Below are 16,504 nucleotides of genomic sequence, written 5' to 3'. Positions count from 1 at the left end.
GTTTTCTTGTTTCTGCGTCAGCGCTTACTTGGCAGCACCTGCCGCATGCACGGCCTGCTGCGCACCGCGCTTGTTCTTGATCACATAGCAGACCCACATGAACACGACCCACACCGGAATCGCGTACACCGAGATCTGAATGCCCGGAATCAACAGCATCACGCCAAGGATGAACGCGACGAACGCCAGGCAGATGTAGTTGCCGTACGGATACCACAGCGCCTTGAACAGCGGCGTCTGCTTCGTCTTGTTCATGTGCTGGCGGAACTTGAAGTGCGAGAAGCTGATCATCGCCCAGTTGATCACCAGCGTTGCAACCACCAGCGACATCAACAGTTCCAGCGCGTGCTGCGGGATCAGATAGTTGAGCAACACAGCGACCAGCGTCACCGCCGCCGAAGCCAGAATCGAACGCACCGGTACACCACGCTTGTCGATCTTCGCCAAACCTTTCGGCGCATCGCCCTGCTCGGCCATGCCCAGCAGCATGCGGCTGTTGCAGTAGGTGCCACTGTTGTACACCGACAACGCGGCGGTCAGGACCACGAAATTGAGGATGTGCGCGGCGGTGTTGCTGCCAAGCATCGAGAACACTTGCACAAACGGGCTGCCGCTGTACGAATCGCCGGAGGCGTTGAGGGTTTCCAGCAAGCTGTCCCACGGGGTCAGCGACAGCAGGATCACCAGCGCACCAATGTAGAAAATCAGGATCCGGTAGATCACCTGGTTGATCGCTTTCGGGATCACGGTTTTCGGCTTGTCAGCTTCAGCAGCGGTGAAACCGAGCATTTCCAGACCGCCGAAGGAGAACATGATGATCGCCATGGCCATCACCAGACCGCTGACGCCATTGGGGAAGAAACCACCGTGCGACCACAGGTTGCTCACCGAGGCCTGCGGGCCGCCGTTGCCGCTGACCAGCAGGTAGCTGCCCAGCGCAATCATGCCGACGATCGCCACGACCTTGATGATCGCGAACCAGAATTCGGCCTCACCGAAGACTTTGACGTTGGCCAGGTTGATCGCGTTGATCAGCACGAAGAAGGCTGCCGCAGAGACCCAGGTCGGGATGTCCGGCGCCCAGTAGTGGATGTATTTGCCGACCGCGGTCAGCTCCGACATGCCCACCAGAATGTACAGAATCCAGCAGTTCCAGCCCGACAGGAAGCCGGCAAAGCCGCCCCAGTACTTGTGCGCGAAATGGCTGAAGGAACCGGCCACCGGCTCTTCGACAATCATCTCGCCGAGCTGGCGCATGATCATGAAGGCGATGAAGCCGCAGATGGCGTAGCCGAGGATCATCGACGGGCCGGCGGATTTCAGCACCCCGGCCGAGCCGAGGAACAATCCGGTACCGATCGCGCCACCGAGGGCGATCAGTTGAATGTGGCGATTTTTCAGGCCGCGTTTCAGCTCGCCTGATTGCGAGGGTTGTCCACTCATGAAAAAGGTCTCACGCAAGGTTTGATGGTGTTCAGTAGACGTTGCTGCAAGGTTGCGATTTCAGGCAGCCCCGATCAAACCCCAGCGCAGGCACCAGGAGTTCAGCTTGTTTACAACGGTCATGCGTCACCTGTTTGTTTTTATCTGTGACGAAATCGAACCCGAAACGCTTGTGGCGCCACGGAGTGAACAAGGCGGGTAGCCTTGAGATTGCGCGATTACGCAGAGGGTCACAGTTAAAACGCGGCGCATTGTACACCGCTAACCCCCTGCTGCCAGACCCCGCTGGATCAGCGTGTCGGTTGCCGGGATTGCGTGTGTCCGCCTCGAGACGCTCGGGCGGCTGCAAAAATTGAGTCAGGCCTTTGCAGGCCATCGGCGTGGACGAGGAAAAAACCGTCCCACGGAGAGAGGTGGAGATCAGTCGCGGCGTTCATTGCGCCTCCTTCTTGTTATGCACCTGCACGACAGGCATGGGGCGCATCTCACCCTGCCAACGCCGCTGAAACAAGCGCGCCAGAGCCTTGCGCAACGCCCGGCCAATCAGGCTTCGGCAGCTTTTCCTTACAGCGCGCATGGAAGTCTGGATTCACTCGGTTTTATCGGCTTTTTTGTAAACATTTCTTTACGACGCGTAACGCAGAGTTTCCATTTCAGAAATATCTGTCAGACGTCTGCAAATTGACGGTAGCTAGCTTGCTAATGAAACGTGCCGTTTAGTTTTTTGTTTTCAAATAAGAAAACTGCCGCCGAAAAACAGAATAAAAAGTCTATTTAAAAATTAAATAAATAATTTTTTGCATTACAAAAGTCCCTGAACTAGGTTCTTCACGTCTCGCCGGCCACCTCGACCGGCCAGTCACAACCGTGAAAGTCATCTAGGAGATCGACCATGCAAGCACTGGAAAAAGACTTGGATACCGAACTGCAACTGGACGAATGGTTTGAAGCACCGACCCACGAGGCGGCTGTAGAAATGATGCAAGCCGACGCGGTAGTTCCGTTCGGCACGGCGATGTGGCCTCTGTAAGACATCCCGGGCAGGCACGATCCGGCCGGTCGTGCCTGCCGCTTTCTTCACGGTCAGTCAGGGAGGACTCATGGATAAGCCCCGCGCGATCTCGCATTTCCTTTACTACCTCGAACACCACCCTGCCCTTGCCGGCCTCGACTCGGCGAAGGTACTGCTCGGCCACACGGCTGATTACGAAGCGCTGACCGGCGCCATCGCCGAACAGGCTGGCGATCATCCTCGTTTCCAGTTCAGCGCCCGACGCCTGGACCTGGAAAGCACCGCAACGCTGACCTCGGCAATCACCGACAGCGATCTGTACATTTTCTTCTACGACTCTTCCACCCTGCCCAACCCGCGCCCCGACGGCCCAGAGTTTGTCCGCGCGCTGCAAGGCGTGATGGCGGAAAACTGGAAGAAGTCGCTGCTGTTCAAGGACTACGGCGAGTATTTCTACGACACCTTCAGCGTCACCCCGCAGCGGATTGCCGGGCTCAACAGTCACCTGATCCAGCGCATGTCCCAGGCGACCACGCTGAGCTTCAAGGACGACGACGGCTCATGGTTTGAAACGCCGCTGAGCAGCATCAAGAAATGGACCGACATCAACGGCGTCGGCAACTTCGACCTGGCCCCCGGGGAAATCGCGACTCACAGCGAAGCCATCAACGGCCATGTGAAATTCAAGGGCACGTTCCTCAGCACCATTCCGTTTGCACGCAAATACGGCGTGCTGGAATCACCGCTGGAACTGTGGATCGAGAACTCGACCATCAGCCGCATCGCCACGGACGTGCCGGGGCTGGAGCATGACTTCAACAAATACCTGAACGCCAATCCTTCGAACCGGCGGATTGAAGAGCTGGGGATTGGCACCAACGAAGGCGTGAAGGATCTGTATGCGCGCAATGCCGGGTTTGAGGAGCGGCATTGTGGCTTGCACCTTGGGTTGGGTGGTGGCGCCAAGGGCAGTCATCACCTGGACCTGATCTTTTCTGGCGGGGTGTTGGCGCTGGATGACAAGCCGGTGTTTGATGGCCGGTTTGTGTTTTAGGGCCGGCACCTGATCATTCCCACGCTCCGCGTGGGAATGCAGCCCGGGACGCTCCGCGTCCCTCTAGAGCCGAACGCGGAGCGTCCGTTGAGGCATTCCCACGCAGAGCGTTGGAACGATCGGTGTGCGCCAGACAAAAAAAAACGCCAACCCTGCGGTTGGCGTTTTTTCATTCGGCGCTAAACCCGATCACTCAGGTTTCTTGCGACCAAACCCCGGACGCTGACCGGAACCTGCCGGTGCACCACGACGTTTGCCCGACGGCTTGTCGCCATCAACCAGCTTGATCCCCGGACGCTTCGGCGCAGGCTTGGCCGGACGCTTGTTGGTGGTGTCCGCTGGACGATCCGCCACTGGCGTACCACGACCGGCAGGTGCACCACGTTCGCCACGCTCAGTGCGACCGTTGGCCGGACGCGGAGCGCGCTCGCCGTCACGGGCGACTGGCTTGCGACCTGGACGTTCGCCTTCGATCTGCGGCTCACGGCTTGGGCGTGGGCCGGTCGGCGCGCCAGCGGCTGGACGCAGCGTGCGGACGCGCTCGGTCTTGCCCATCGGCCGCGACGATTTGCGCTGCATGCGCTCAAGCTTGTCTTTGCTCTTGGCGTTCAGCTGCGGCATCGCAACCGGCGTCAGGCCGACTTCAGCACTGAGGATGTCGACTTCGTACTGGCTCATTTCGCGCCAGCGGCCCATCGGCAGGTCGGAGTTGAGGAACACCGGGCCGAAACGCACGCGTTTCAGACGGCTGACCACCAGACCTTGGGATTCCCACAGACGACGAACCTCACGGTTACGACCTTCCATCACCACGCAGTGATACCAGTGGTTGAAACCTTCGCCACCCGGGGCCTGCTTGATGTCGGTGAATTTGGCCGGGCCATCTTCCAGCACCACGCCAGCCTTCAGGCGCTCGATCATTTCGTCGTCGACTTCACCGCGTACACGCACGGCGTACTCACGGTCCATCTCGTAAGACGGATGCATCAGGCGGTTGGCCAGTTCACCGTCGGTAGTGAACATCAGCAAACCGGTGGTGTTGATGTCGAGACGACCGATGTTGATCCAGCGACCTTCTTTCGGACGCGGCAGCTTGTCGAACACGGTCGGACGGCCTTCCGGGTCGTCACGGGTGCGAGATCTCGCCATCGGGCTTGTTGTACATGATCACGCGGCGTACCGATTCGGCCGCCTCTTCGCGCTTGATGACCTTGCCATCAATGGTGATGGCGTCGTGCATGTCGACGCGCAGACCGAGGGTGGCGTCTTTGCCATTGACCTTGATCCGGCCCTGGCTGATCCAGGATTCCACGTCACGGCGCGAGCCGACGCCGATACGGGCGAGGACTTTCTGCAGTTTTTCGCCTGCTGGGCCGATTTCCTGGTCGTCTTTCTGAATGATGTCGCTCATCTGGGCACCTCCCGGTGTGGTCTGTTCAGGCGGCGCCTGAAGCATTGAAATCTGGGTACTCAGCCGAAGGGATCGGCGAAGGGTCGCGAATCATACGCGGATGTGCGCCGTCGCGCATCAGAGACTAGCTGATCGATCGACAGTTATTTCTTTTTCCGCCGACCGGCGCTGCCCAGTTTGATCAGGCGCAGCGCGGCTTCGGCGAGTACGGTGCGCTTGTCGTCCTTGTCGAGTTTCTTCCAGGCTTTGATTTCGCGCTTGCTGCGGCCGCAGCCGAGGCAGATGTCGTCGCTGAATTTGCAGAGGCTGATGCACGGGTCTTTTGTCGAACTCATACCTACTCCAGAAACACACAAATCCCCTGTAGGAGTGAGCCTGCTCGCGATTGCGGTGTGTCAGTCGACATCATCTTGGCAGATACACCGCAATCGCGAGCAGGCTCACTCCTACAGGGGATCGCGGTGGTTTTGAGGGCGGATCAGTCTTCGAATTCGCGGCGTTCGGCTTCGATGGCTTCGGCCAGGGCGCGGGCCTCGGCTTCTTCTTCGCTCAGCTCCGGTTCGGGTTCTGGCGCCGGTTGTTCGAGGGCGGCGACGACAGCCAACAGCTTTTCGCGGGCTTCGGCGACGCCAAGAATGTCCTCTTCCGGTTCGGCTTCTGGCTCGGCTTCAAGTTCAACTTCGATGGTGGGCTCGGCGATCTGTGGCTCAGGCTCAGTCTCGGTTTCTGCATCAACCGTCGGTGCCTCACCATCCACCGCATCCCGCAGCAAATCGTCGAAGTCGGTCTTGATCCCCTCTTCCATGCTGTCCAGTTCCAGGAGCAGCGTATGGAAACTGGTCTCTTCCTTCTCCTCCTCCGGCTCGGCGCTGGCGTCGGCCAGTTCCTGCAAGCCCTGCGGCACCGGGGCGTCGTCGAAATCAAGCACCGGGTCAGTTTCCATCTCGCGCAGTTCGGCGAGCGGCGGCAGGTCTTCGAGGTTCTTCAGGTTGAAGTGATCGAGAAACATCTTGGTGGTGGCAAACATCGCCGGTTTGCCCGGCACATCGCGGTAGCCGACGACGCGGATCCACTCACGTTCCAGCAAGGTTTTGACGATGTTGCTGTTTACCGCCACGCCACGCACGTCTTCGATCTCGCCACGGGTGATCGGCTGGCGATAGGCGATCAGCGCGATGGTTTCCAACAGCGCACGGGAATAACGCTGCGGGCGCTCTTCCCACAAGCGGCCAACCCACGGCGAAAACTTCTCGCGGATCTGCAAGCGATAGCCCGACGAGACTTCCTTGAGTTCGAAAGCACGGCCCTCGCAGGACTTGCCGAGCAGGGTCAGGGCTTTCTTGAAAACTGCAGGCTCGGGGCGTTCGCCCTCTTCAAACAGTTCAAAGAGGCGCTCAAGGGATTGCGGCTTTCCCGAGGCCAACAGAAAGGCTTCAAGCAGGGATGCCAGCTCGCGGGGTTCAGTCAGGTTCATGTTTCGACTCGTTATTCGGCTCGGGCTCGCACGTGGATCGCGGCGAACGGCTCATTCTGCACCAGCTCGACCAAGGATTCCTTGACCAGTTCAAGGATCGCCATAAAGGTCACTACCACACCCAGCTTGCCCTCTTCGGCGGTGAACAGTTCGACGAACGGCACAAATCCGCCGCCCTTGAGCCGTTCCAGCACATCACTCATGCGCTCACGGGTCGACAGTGCCTCGCGGCTGACCTGGTGGCTTTCAAACATATCGCCACGGCGCAGCACTTCGGCCATGCACATCAAAATCTCTTCCAGCGCGACATCCGGCAACAGCTTGCGCGCGCGGGCTTCCGGGGCGTCGAGCCTGGGCACGATCACGTCACGACCGACCCGGCTCAAGCCGTCGATACCTTCGGCGGCCGCCTTGAAGCGCTCGTATTCCTGCAAGCGGCGGATCAGTTCGGCGCGTGGGTCGTCCTCTTCGTCTTCGACGGTTTCAGCGCGCGGCAGGAGCATGCGCGACTTGATCTCGGCGAGCATCGCGGCCATCACCAGATACTCGGCGGCGAGTTCCAGGCGCACCGACTGCATCAACTCGACATAGCCCATGTACTGGCGGGTGATTTCCGCCACCGGGATGTCGAGGATGTTGATGTTCTGTTTGCGGATCAGGTACAGCAGCAGGTCGAGCGGCCCTTCAAAGGCTTCGAGAAAGACTTCCAGCGCATCCGGCGGGATGTACAGGTCGAGCGGCATTTCCATGACCGCCTGGCCATAGACCATGGCAAACGGCAGCTCTTGCTGAGCGCCGGCCTGGGGATCGGCAACGGTTTCCACTGCGGACATTCAGGCCTCGACCATGAACGGCGTCGGATCGCCGCAACCGACGCGAACCACTTCCGGGTCGTCACCGGTCAGGTCGATCACCGTGGAGGCCTTGATGCCGCCGAAGCCGCCGTCGACGATCAAGTCCACCTGATGTTCGAGCAACTGGCGCATTTCGTACGGATCGCTCAGCGGGTCTTCATCGCCGGGCATGATCAGGGTCACGCTCATCAGCGGCTCGCCGAGTTCGGCCAGCAGCGCCAGCGCGATCGGATGGCTCGGCACTCGGAGGCCAATGGTGCGCTTCTTCGGATGCAGCAACAGGCGCGGCACTTCGCGGGTGGCGTTGAGAATGAAGGTGTACGGCCCCGGCAGGTGCGCCTTGAGAATGCGGAAGGTGCCGGTGTCGATCTTGGCGTAGTTGCCCAGTTGCGACAGGTCGCTGCAGATCAGCGCAAAGTTGTGCTTTTCATCGAGCTGACGCAGGCGACGCACGCGCTCGATCGCGGTTTTATCGCCGATTTGGCAACCGATCGCGTAGGAAGAGTCCGTGGGATAAACCACCACCCCGCCCTTGCGGATGATCTCGACTGCCTGTTTTATCAGGCGCGCTTGCGGGTTTTCCGGATGAATCTGGAAAAATTGACTCACATTCTCTACCTGTTCAGACGGCGGCAATATCTGTGTCATGTTTGAACCGACACCACAGGGGTGGAAGGTCCTCGGGAACCGGCCGGTACTGGCCGATCTCGGACCAGCCGCCAGGGCCATGGAAGTCACTGCCGGCGCTGACCAGCAGACCGAACTCACGGGCAAGGATTGCCAGGCTGCCCACCTGTTCCGCGGGCTGGTGGCCATTGACCACCTCGATTGCATGCCCGCCTGCTTGAATATAGTCGGCAATCAGCTTTCGGCGCTTGCTGCGGGTGAAATCGTAGTGCCACGGATGCGCCAGGCTGACCCAGGCTCCGGCGGCTCGCAGTGTACCGACGGTGTCTTCCAGCGTCGGCCAGTGCAACTTGACGTCGCCCAGCTTGCCGGCACCGAGCCACTTGCGGAATGCCTCGGCGCGATCCTTTACAAAACCTTCACGCACCATCCAGTCGGCGAAATGCGGACGGGCCGGCGCGTTGCCGCTGTCGCCCAGTTCCTGCTGGATTTTCCGCGCGCCGTCGAGCGCACCGGGCATGCCTTTAAGGGCGAGCTTGCGGCTTATTTCTTCCGACCGCAGCCAGCGGCCATCGTGCAATTTGGCGATGTTCTCGACCAACGGTGCCGCATTGACGTCGAAACCGTAGCCCAACACATGAATGGTCGCGCCGCCCCAGGTGCAGGACAACTCGACGCCGTTGACCAGTTGCATGCCCAATTCGTTGGCCGCCGTGCGCGCTTCGGCGAGGCCTTCGAGGGTGTCGTGGTCGGTCAACGCCAGGACTCGCACGCCGTTCTCGAACGCACGCGTAACCAGAACCGCAGGCGCCAGGGCGCCATCGGAGGCCGTGCTATGGCAGTGCAAATCAATATTCACGGGGAGTTGTAACCTCAAATCAGCTGGCGCTATCGCGCGCCCATATGTTTGTTATTATGCCGCCACATCCAGCTTCTGGCTCTCACTGTGAAACAATTCATCGATTTCATCCCGCTTCTGCTGTTCTTCATCGTTTACAAACTTGATCCACGGGTCGTCGACATCGCTGGCCATGAAGTGACTGTAGGCGGTATTTACAGCGCCACGGCGATGCTGATCATCAGTTCCCTGGTGGTGTACGGCGCGTTGTTCATCAAACAGCGCAAGCTGGAAAAGAGCCAATGGCTGACCCTGATCGCCTGCCTGGTGTTCGGCAGCCTGACACTGGCCTTCCACAGCGAAACCTTCCTGAAGTGGAAAGCGCCGGTGGTCAACTGGCTGTTTGCCGTGGCCTTCATCGGCAGCCACTTCATCGGCGATCGCCTGTTGATCAAACGTATCATGGGCCACGCGCTGACCCTGCCGGATCCGGTCTGGACCCGCCTGAACATCGCCTGGATCGCCTTTTTCCTGTTCTGCGGCGCTGCCAACCTGTTCGTCGCCTTCACCTTCCAAAGCTACTGGGTGGACTTCAAGGTGTTCGGCAGCCTGGGCATGACCCTGGTGTTCCTGGTCGCACAGGGCATTTACCTGTCCCGCCATCTGCACGATGCCGATACCACAACTCCAAAAACCGAGGACTGACATGCTCTACGCCATCATTGCCACCGACGTCGCCAACTCGCTGGAAGCACGCCTGGCCGCGCGCCCTGCGCATCTGGAACGCCTGCAAGCGCTCAAGGGCGAAGGCCGCATCGTACTGGCCGGCCCGCACCCGGCCGTCGACAGTAATGATCCGGGCGCAGCGGGTTTCACCGGCAGCCTGATCGTTGCCGAATTCGACTCCCTGAGCGCCGCGCAAGCGTGGGCTGACGCCGACCCGTACATCGCCGCTGGCGTCTACGCCAACGTGGTCGTCAAGCCATTCAAGCAAGTCCTGCCGTAACTTTCCTGCGCAAGTCTCTCCCACGCGATGAACCTTGTCGGTTCATCGCGTTCTCAATCGCTCATTATTCTCGTTTGCCTGCCGACAACCTGCCCAATATCCATTTGGAAGCAGGTGTTGCGATGCGCAAGGGTCCGTTGTGTCTGATGTTGGTCACGTTGTCGATCATGGCGCCCGCCCATGGTGAGGAATCCACCGAAGGCGGCAGCTCCACGCCATTGTCGTTAAGCGCCGGCAGCCAGATCACCGAGTTGCAGCAGCGCCTCAAGGCCAGCGAGCAGCAGCGGGAAGAACTGAGCAAACAACTGCAAAATGCCGACAATACCCGCGAGAGCGCCCAGCTTGCCCGGTTGCGCCAGGAGAACCAGCGTCTCAAGCTGCAACTCAAGGAAGCCCAGGCAAGTCCCTTGCCGCGCCTGCTGACCGACCAGCAGCAGTGGTTCGTTACGGGAGGCGGAGTAGCGCTATTGGCGCTGCTCTGCGGTATCTTTGCCAGTGGAGCAAGCCGAAAACGTCGGCAATGGCTAAATTGAGTGAGTCATGAGCGAGCTGTTACTGATTGATGATGACCAGGAGTTGTGCGAACTCCTGAGTAGCTGGCTGAGCCAGGAAGGCTTCCAGGTGCGTGCCTGCCACGATGGCCAGAGCGCCCGCAAGGCCTTGGCTGAAACGGCCCCGGCGGCGGTGGTGCTGGACGTGATGCTGCCCGACGGCAGTGGTCTGGAGCTGCTCAAGCAATTGCGCCACGATCACGCCGACCTGCCGGTGCTGATGCTCTCGGCCCGTGGTGAGCCGCTGGACCGTATCCTCGGCCTGGAACTGGGCGCCGACGATTACCTGGCCAAACCTTGTGATCCGCGCGAACTGACTGCGCGCCTGCGTGCGGTGTTGCGCCGCAGTCATCCTGCGGCCGTGTCGACGCAACTCGAACTGGGCGACCTGAGTTTCAGCCCGGTGCGTGGTGTGGTCAGCATCGACGAAAAAGAACTGACCCTTACCGTGTCCGAAAGCCGTCTGCTCGAAGCGCTGCTCAAGCAGCCTGGCGAACCACTGGACAAACAGGAACTGGCGCAACTCGCCCTCGGCCGCAAGCTGACCCTGTACGACCGCAGCCTCGACATGCACGTCAGCAATCTGCGCAAGAAGATCGGTCCGCACCCCGACGGCCGCCCACGCATCGTCGCTCTGCGCAGCCGCGGTTACTTCTATAGCCTGTAGGTTTTGTCAGGTCAGCGCTTGAGCGTCTTTACCGAAGCTTTACGCAGCGCTGACCGCCGCTGACCTTGATCTCCGTAATCTGTACTCATCCGGAACGTACCGGGAACGAGACAAGGAGATTCACCATGCGCAAGACTCTTATCGCTCTGATGTTCGCTGCCGCTCTGCCAACCGTCGCCATGGCCATGCCGCAAGACGGCGGCCCGATGGGTGGCCCGCTTGACGGCCCACGCCACGGCGGTCAGATGCACGGCATGCACGGCAAAGGCCCGTACAGCCAACTCGACCTGTCCCGCGAACAGCGCGAGCAGATCCGCAAGATCATGGGCGAGCAGATGCACGAGCGTAAGCAAGTGGTCGACAAGTACCTGGAAAAACTCTCGCCGGCTGACCAGAAAGCCATGAAGGACGAGATGGCGGCCAACCACAAGAAAGCCGAGACCGATGTCCGCGCCGTGCTGAAACCGGATCAACAGAAGAAATTCGACGAGACCCAGAAGAAACAGGCCGAGCGGCGCGCCGAATGGGCCGAGTTCAAGGCGTGGAAAGCGCAACAGGCGCAAAAAGCGCAATAATGTTCTGACCCCGGACCCGACGGCTAAACACCGTCGGGTCTTTTTCCACCGATCCAATGTAGGAGTGAGCCTGCTCGCGATAGCGGTGTGTCAGTCAACGGATACTTGTCTGACTCACCGCTATCGCGAGCAGGCTCACTCCTACAGGGATTTGTGTTTGATTGAGGATTTTCTGTGCGTTCATTGTTCTGGCGTATTCTCGCGAGCTTCTGGCTGGCCATCGCTCTGGTGGCCGGGCTGTCCATTCTGCTCGGGCACATGCTCAACCAAGACGCGTGGATCCTCAGCCGTCATCCGGGCCTCAACACCCTCGCCGGCGAATGGACACAAACTTACGAAGCCCAGGGCGAAGAAGCCGCTCAGGACATTCTCGAACAGCGCAAACGCCAATATCACATCGACGTTCAGGTACTCAACGAATCCGGCGACCCGGTAGTGCGCGGCACCTTCCCGCGCCGCGCCGCTGCCTTCGAAGCCCGCCAGAATAACGACGACCGCCGCCTGCCCTGGCGCCGCCTGACCGATGAGTTCACCAGCGAAAAAACCGGTGACACCTACCTCTTTATCTACCGCATCCCGCACCCGGAACTCGACGCCTGGCACCGCGAAAGCCTGCTCTGGCCGCTGAGCGCGCTGGGCATCGCGCTGGTGGTGCTGACCTTGTTCAGTCTGCTGGTGACCTTCTCCATCACCCGCCCGCTCAGCCGTTTGCGCGGCGCAGTGCATGATCTGGGGCAGACCACGTATCAGCAGAACAGCCTGGCGAAACTGGCCAACCGCCGCGACGAGTTCGGCGTACTCGCTACCGATTTCAACCGCATGGGTGCGCGCCTGCAAAGCCTGATCGGCAGCCAGCGTCAGTTGCTGCGCGACGTCTCCCATGAATTGCGCTCACCGTTGGCCCGGCTGCGGATTGCCTTGGCGCTGGCCGAACGAGCGAATCCTGAAGAACGCGAGAAACTCTGGCCACGGCTGACCCGCGAGTGTGATCGGCTGGAAGCGTTGATCAGTGAAATTCTGGTGCTGGCGCGAGTCGATGCCGACAACGCCAGTGCCGAAGATGTGGATCTGAATGTCCTGCTCGGCACGTTGCAGAAGGATGCGGAACTTGGATCGCCCGAGCAGATCGTGCGTCTCGATGCCGAGCCGCAACTGAATCTGAAGGGCTGGCCGACCATGATCGAGCGCGCCGTCGATAACCTGTTGCGCAATGCCCAGCGCTTCAACCCGGAAGGTCAGGCGATAGAAATGCAGGCCTCTCGTCAGGGCGAAAAAATTGTCGTGAGTGTGCGTGACCATGGGCCGGGGGTGCAGGCCGAACATTTGAGTCAGTTGGGCGAGCCGTTTTATCGCGCTCCGGGGCAGACGGCGGCAGGGCATGGCTTGGGGCTGGCGATTGCACGCAGGGCGGCGGAGCGCCATGGCGGGAGTTTGACGTTGGCCAATCATCCGCAGGGTGGGTTTATTGCCAGTCTGGAATTGCCGCTTGTACCCGGGGCGGTGGTACAACTTTAAGAGCCTAAAAGCTACCCTCACCCCAACCCTCTCCCAGAGGGAGAGGGGGCCGACCGCGGTGTCTTGCGTCATACATCGACCTGAAACACCGAGTCGATTATGGGCCCGGAAGGCACGTGAATCGTCGCCGACTCTGGGTTCGAAATGCATCGGAACCGTTATCGACTCCGAGCTCGAAATGCATTGGAGCCGTTATCGATTCTGGATTCAGCCGAGCACTTTCAGGTCGGCGTACCTCTAAAGCATCCCCCAATCAGTCCCCTCTCCCTCTGGGAGAGGGCTAGGGTGAGGGGCTCTTCGCTTTACGCCTTACCAGGCCAGGCACTAACAAACTCGGCCAGATCAACCTTCTCCGCCACACGCGGTTCTTTCTGCGGCGTGCCGAGGTAAAGAAACGCAATCACCTCTTCACCGTCCGCCAGCCCCAAACCTTTGGCCACATGCGGCGAATACGCCAGATCACCCGTACGCCACACCGCACCAATCCCCTGCGCATACGCCGCCAGCAAAATCCCGTGGGCCGCACACCCGGCCGCCAGCAACTGCTCGGCCTTCGGGTACTTGACGTGTTCCTGCAACCTGGCGATCACCACAACCACCAGCGGCGCCCGTAGCGGGCCGTTGCGCGCCTTGTCGATCATCGCTTCGGTGACTTCGCCATCCTGCATCTGCGCAGCCTCGGCCAGCAACTCGCCCATCTGCTCACGCGCCGCGCCTTCGACAGTCAGAAAGCGATACGGCTGCAAATGCCCGTGATCCGGCGCGCGCAATGCTGCACCAAACAGGGCTTCGCGCTGCTCGGCAGTGGGGGCCGGTTCGACCAGTCGTGGAACGGAAACACGGTTGAGCAACGCGTCGAGAGCCTGCATCGGCCACCTCCTGAGAAAAATGTGCAGCTATTCTAGCTTCATCTGTACACAGGATGCCGGTTTACATGCCCTGCCCCACGGGTAGAATGGCGCCCTTCCCACATCAGCCCGAGCGGACTTCATGGCGTTGCCGACCTTACGGATCATTGGTTTCATCATCGGCATCTTCCTGATCACCCTGGCTGTCGCCATGGTCGTGCCCATGGCCACCCTGGTGATTTTCGAGCGCACCAGCGACCTGCCGTCGTTCCTCTGGGCGAGCATGATCACTTTCGTCGCCGGCCTTGCGCTGGTGATTCCCGGCCGACCGGAACACATTCACCTGCGTCCGCGTGACATGTATCTGCTGACGGTCAGCAGTTGGCTGGTGGTGTGCATCTTTGCCGCGCTGCCGTTTCTGCTGACCCAGCACATCAGCTACACCGATTCGTTTTTCGAAAGCATGTCCGGCATCACCGCCACCGGTTCGACCGTGCTCAACGGCCTCGACACCATGTCCCCCGGTATTCTGATGTGGCGCTCGCTGCTGCACTGGATCGGCGGCATCGGCTTTATCGGTATGGCGGTGGCGATTCTGCCGCTGCTGCGCATCGGTGGCATGCGCCTGTTCCAGACCGAGTCCTCGGACCGCTCGGAGAAAGTCATGCCCCGCTCGCACATGGTGGCGCGGCTGATCGTAGCCGCGTACGTCGGCATCACCATCCTTGGCAGCCTGGCATTCTGGTGGGCCGGGATGAGCCCGTTTGATGCGATCAACCATGCGATGTCGGCGATTTCCACCGGCGGATTCTCGACCTCCGACCAATCCCTGGCCAAGTGGACGCAACCGGCGGTGCACTGGGTCGCGGTGGTCATCATGATTCTCGGCAGCCTGCCGTTCACCCTGTACGTGGCGACGCTGCGCGGCAACCGCAAAGCGCTGATCAGGGATCAACAGGTGCAGGGTTTGCTCGGGATGCTGCTGGTGACCTGGCTGGTGCTCGGTACCTGGTACTGGTGGACGACCAAGCTGCACTGGCTCGAAGCGCTGCGCCACGTGGCGCTGAACGTGACGTCGGTGGTCACCACCACCGGGTTTGCCCTCGGTGATTACAGCCTGTGGGGCAACTTCTCGCTGATGCTGTTTTTCTATCTGGGGTTTGTCGGTGGCTGTTCCGGGTCGACGGCGGGCGGGATCAAGATTTTCCGTTTCCAGGTCGCTTATATCCTGCTCAAGGCCAACCTTAATCAGCTGATTCACCCGCGCGCGGTGATCAAGCAGAAGTACAACGGTCACCGCCTCGACGAAGAGATCGTGCGCTCGATTCTGACCTTTTCGTTCTTCTTCGCCATCACGATCTGCGTGATCGCTCTGCTGCTGTCGCTGCTCGGCGTCGACTGGATGACCGCCCTGACCGGTGCCGCCAGTACCGTGTCCGGCGTCGGCCCAGGCCTTGGCGAAACCATCGGCCCGGCGGGCAACTTCGCCACCCTGCCCGATGCGGCCAAATGGATTCTGTCGTTCGGCATGCTGCTCGGCCGACTGGAGATCATTACGGTGTTTGTACTGTGTATTCCGGCCTTTTGGCGTCACTGATCGCACCCGGCGCCTGCAACAACCGCGTCCGGTAATCGCCGGGCGTGGTGTCGAACCAGCGGCGGAACGCGCGAAAGAAGTTGCTTGGGTCGGCAAAACCCAACAGGTATGCGATTTCCAGCAAGGTCATGCTCGGCTGCGCCAGATACTGCTCGGCCAGTTCGCGGCGGGTGTCATCGAGCAGTTGCTGAAAACTCGTGCCCTCCTCCTGCAACCGCCGCTGCAAGGTGCGCTGCGACAGATGCAGGGTCTGCGCCACGGTATCGCGCTTCGGTTCGCCTTGTGGCAGCAACCGGCACAGCACCTGTCGCGCCTTATGGGTGACGCGGCTTTCGGAAAATCGTGCCAGATACTCCCCGGCAAAGCGGTCATGCAACAGCGCCATCGCCTCGTTGGCGGTGGGCAGCGGTGCTTCCATGTCGGCGCGTTCGAAGATCAGCGCATCGTACGGCGCGTTGAACACCAATGGCGCGTGGAAGGCTTGTTTGTAGGGTTGCAGATTTTCCGGCTGATCACCCTGCACCAGCACTTTGACCGGATGCAGCGTGCGCCCGGTCAACCAGCCGCACAGCCCCAGCGCACAGGCCAGCGAGGCTTCGGCACTCTGCCGGGTCGGCGGCAGATGATCGCCGTGCACGGTCAGAATCAGCGCATAACCTTCTTCCAGCAGACGGAAGCTCAGGTCGGCACTTTCGGCGATGATCCGCTGATAGCGCACCAGTCGCTGGAAGCCTTCGGCCAGGGTATTGCTCGACATCAACGCGTAGCCGGCGACATGAAACGACGCCGGTCGCACCACCTTGCCCATGTTCAGACCGATCGCCGGATTACCGGACACCTCGACCGCCCGTTGCCAGAGACGGGTCATGGAATCTTGCGGGAAGCGTGCATCCGGATCATCCAGAGCCGTGTAATCGAGCCCCAGTTGCTTGAACAGAACCCGGCAATCCAGGCCGTCCATCTCCAATGCTTTGACAATCCCCATCGCCCAGCTTGCAGAAGTCGTTCGTTCGCTCATGGCGTTTTTCTTTT

Annotated in this window: 17 protein-coding genes and 1 pseudogene; 9 read left to right on the top strand and 9 right to left on the bottom strand. The window is 60.4% G+C overall.

The genetic code is table 11. From position 1 onward, the window contains the following. Window positions 1-24: 24 nt before the first annotated feature. Window positions 25-1,443: an amino acid permease gene (locus AB4N44_RS25020; RefSeq protein ID WP_460111562.1), complete on the bottom strand. Its 1,419-nt coding sequence runs from the start codon at window positions 1,441-1,443 to the stop codon at window positions 25-27. Window positions 1,444-2,335: 892 nt separating this feature from the next. Between AB4N44_RS25020 and AB4N44_RS25015 the strand changes: the two genes are divergently transcribed. Beyond that, window positions 2,336-2,473 (top strand): hypothetical protein, encoded by a 138-nt coding sequence (locus AB4N44_RS25015; protein ID WP_003222780.1) that lies wholly within the window; start codon window positions 2,336-2,338, stop codon window positions 2,471-2,473. Between the two features lie 70 nt (window positions 2,474-2,543). Further along, a complete protein-coding gene (locus AB4N44_RS25010; RefSeq protein WP_460111564.1) occupies window positions 2,544-3,509 on the top strand; it encodes a M29 family metallopeptidase in 966 nt (321 codons plus the stop codon). A gap of 189 nt (window positions 3,510-3,698) precedes the next feature. Here AB4N44_RS25010 and rluB read toward each other — a convergent pair. The 6 genes and pseudogenes from rluB to AB4N44_RS24980 all read right to left on the bottom strand — a co-directional run bounded on the left by rluB (window position 3,699) and on the right by AB4N44_RS24980 (window position 8,734). Next, window positions 3,699-4,920: pseudogene (gene rluB / locus AB4N44_RS25005) on the bottom strand (23S rRNA pseudouridine(2605) synthase RluB). Window positions 4,921-5,063: 143 nt separating this feature from the next. Next, window positions 5,064-5,255 (bottom strand): DUF1289 domain-containing protein, encoded by a 192-nt coding sequence (locus AB4N44_RS25000; RefSeq protein ID WP_127926283.1) that lies wholly within the window; start codon window positions 5,253-5,255, stop codon window positions 5,064-5,066. 143 nt (window positions 5,256-5,398) lie between these two features. Next, window positions 5,399-6,394 carry an SMC-Scp complex subunit ScpB gene (gene scpB, locus AB4N44_RS24995; RefSeq protein ID WP_316917835.1) on the bottom strand — a complete coding sequence of 332 codons (996 nt, stop codon included), beginning with the start codon at window positions 6,392-6,394 and terminating at the stop codon, window positions 5,399-5,401. A gap of 11 nt (window positions 6,395-6,405) precedes the next feature. Next, window positions 6,406-7,104, bottom strand: coding sequence for a segregation and condensation protein A (locus AB4N44_RS24990; protein ID WP_460111682.1), 699 nt, complete (start codon window positions 7,102-7,104; stop codon window positions 6,406-6,408). Between the two features lie 123 nt (window positions 7,105-7,227). Then, window positions 7,228-7,857, bottom strand: coding sequence for an L-threonylcarbamoyladenylate synthase (locus AB4N44_RS24985; protein WP_038363745.1), 630 nt, complete (start codon window positions 7,855-7,857; stop codon window positions 7,228-7,230). A 13-nt stretch (window positions 7,858-7,870) separates the two neighbouring features. Beyond that, complete coding sequence (locus AB4N44_RS24980) at window positions 7,871-8,734, bottom strand: PHP domain-containing protein (protein WP_460111565.1); 864 nt, start codon at window positions 8,732-8,734, stop codon at window positions 7,871-7,873. Between the two features lie 87 nt (window positions 8,735-8,821). Here AB4N44_RS24980 and AB4N44_RS24975 point away from each other — a divergent pair, with 87 nt between their 5' ends. The 6 genes from AB4N44_RS24975 to AB4N44_RS24950 all read left to right on the top strand — a co-directional run bounded on the left by AB4N44_RS24975 (window position 8,822) and on the right by AB4N44_RS24950 (window position 13,027). After that, complete coding sequence (locus tag AB4N44_RS24975; RefSeq protein WP_127926280.1) at window positions 8,822-9,418, top strand: septation protein A; 597 nt, start codon at window positions 8,822-8,824, stop codon at window positions 9,416-9,418. A gap of 1 nt (window position 9,419) precedes the next feature. After that, window positions 9,420-9,719 carry a YciI family protein gene (locus AB4N44_RS24970; RefSeq protein ID WP_007919677.1) on the top strand — a complete coding sequence of 100 codons (300 nt, stop codon included), beginning with the start codon at window positions 9,420-9,422 and terminating at the stop codon, window positions 9,717-9,719. Between the two features lie 122 nt (window positions 9,720-9,841). After that, on the top strand, window positions 9,842-10,252 hold the full coding sequence (locus tag AB4N44_RS24965; RefSeq protein ID WP_127926279.1) for a translation initiation factor 2: 411 nt from the start codon (window positions 9,842-9,844) through the stop codon (window positions 10,250-10,252). A gap of 7 nt (window positions 10,253-10,259) precedes the next feature. Beyond that, the gene (locus AB4N44_RS24960; protein ID WP_150749267.1) at window positions 10,260-10,937 is read left to right on the top strand and encodes a response regulator transcription factor; all 678 of its coding nucleotides are present in this window, start codon (window positions 10,260-10,262) and stop codon (window positions 10,935-10,937) included. Window positions 10,938-11,062: 125 nt separating this feature from the next. Further along, window positions 11,063-11,512 (top strand): Spy/CpxP family protein refolding chaperone, encoded by a 450-nt coding sequence (locus AB4N44_RS24955; protein ID WP_175555034.1) that lies wholly within the window; start codon window positions 11,063-11,065, stop codon window positions 11,510-11,512. A 174-nt stretch (window positions 11,513-11,686) separates the two neighbouring features. Then, window positions 11,687-13,027 (top strand): sensor histidine kinase, encoded by a 1,341-nt coding sequence (locus tag AB4N44_RS24950; protein ID WP_127926277.1) that lies wholly within the window; start codon window positions 11,687-11,689, stop codon window positions 13,025-13,027. Window positions 13,028-13,329: 302 nt separating this feature from the next. Here AB4N44_RS24950 and AB4N44_RS24945 read toward each other — a convergent pair whose 3' ends face one another. Continuing rightward, on the bottom strand, window positions 13,330-13,896 hold the full coding sequence (locus AB4N44_RS24945) for a nitroreductase family protein (RefSeq protein WP_150749270.1): 567 nt from the start codon (window positions 13,894-13,896) through the stop codon (window positions 13,330-13,332). Window positions 13,897-14,017: 121 nt separating this feature from the next. Here AB4N44_RS24945 and AB4N44_RS24940 point away from each other — a divergent pair, with 121 nt between their 5' ends. Beyond that, window positions 14,018-15,472, top strand: coding sequence for a TrkH family potassium uptake protein (locus AB4N44_RS24940; protein WP_127926275.1), 1,455 nt, complete (start codon window positions 14,018-14,020; stop codon window positions 15,470-15,472). Here the strand turns inward: AB4N44_RS24940 and AB4N44_RS24935 are convergent. Next, on the bottom strand, window positions 15,429-16,490 hold the full coding sequence (locus tag AB4N44_RS24935) for an AraC family transcriptional regulator (RefSeq protein ID WP_202978061.1): 1,062 nt from the start codon (window positions 16,488-16,490) through the stop codon (window positions 15,429-15,431). The two genes, AB4N44_RS24940 and AB4N44_RS24935, sit on opposite strands and share 44 nt — an antisense overlap. Window positions 16,491-16,504: the final 14 nt, after the last annotated feature.

It is taken from the genome of Pseudomonas sp. S3_C06 (assembly GCF_054667675.1).
Note: the sequence above shows the minus strand (reverse complement) of the source record. Positions and strands in the feature narration are given on the sequence as shown.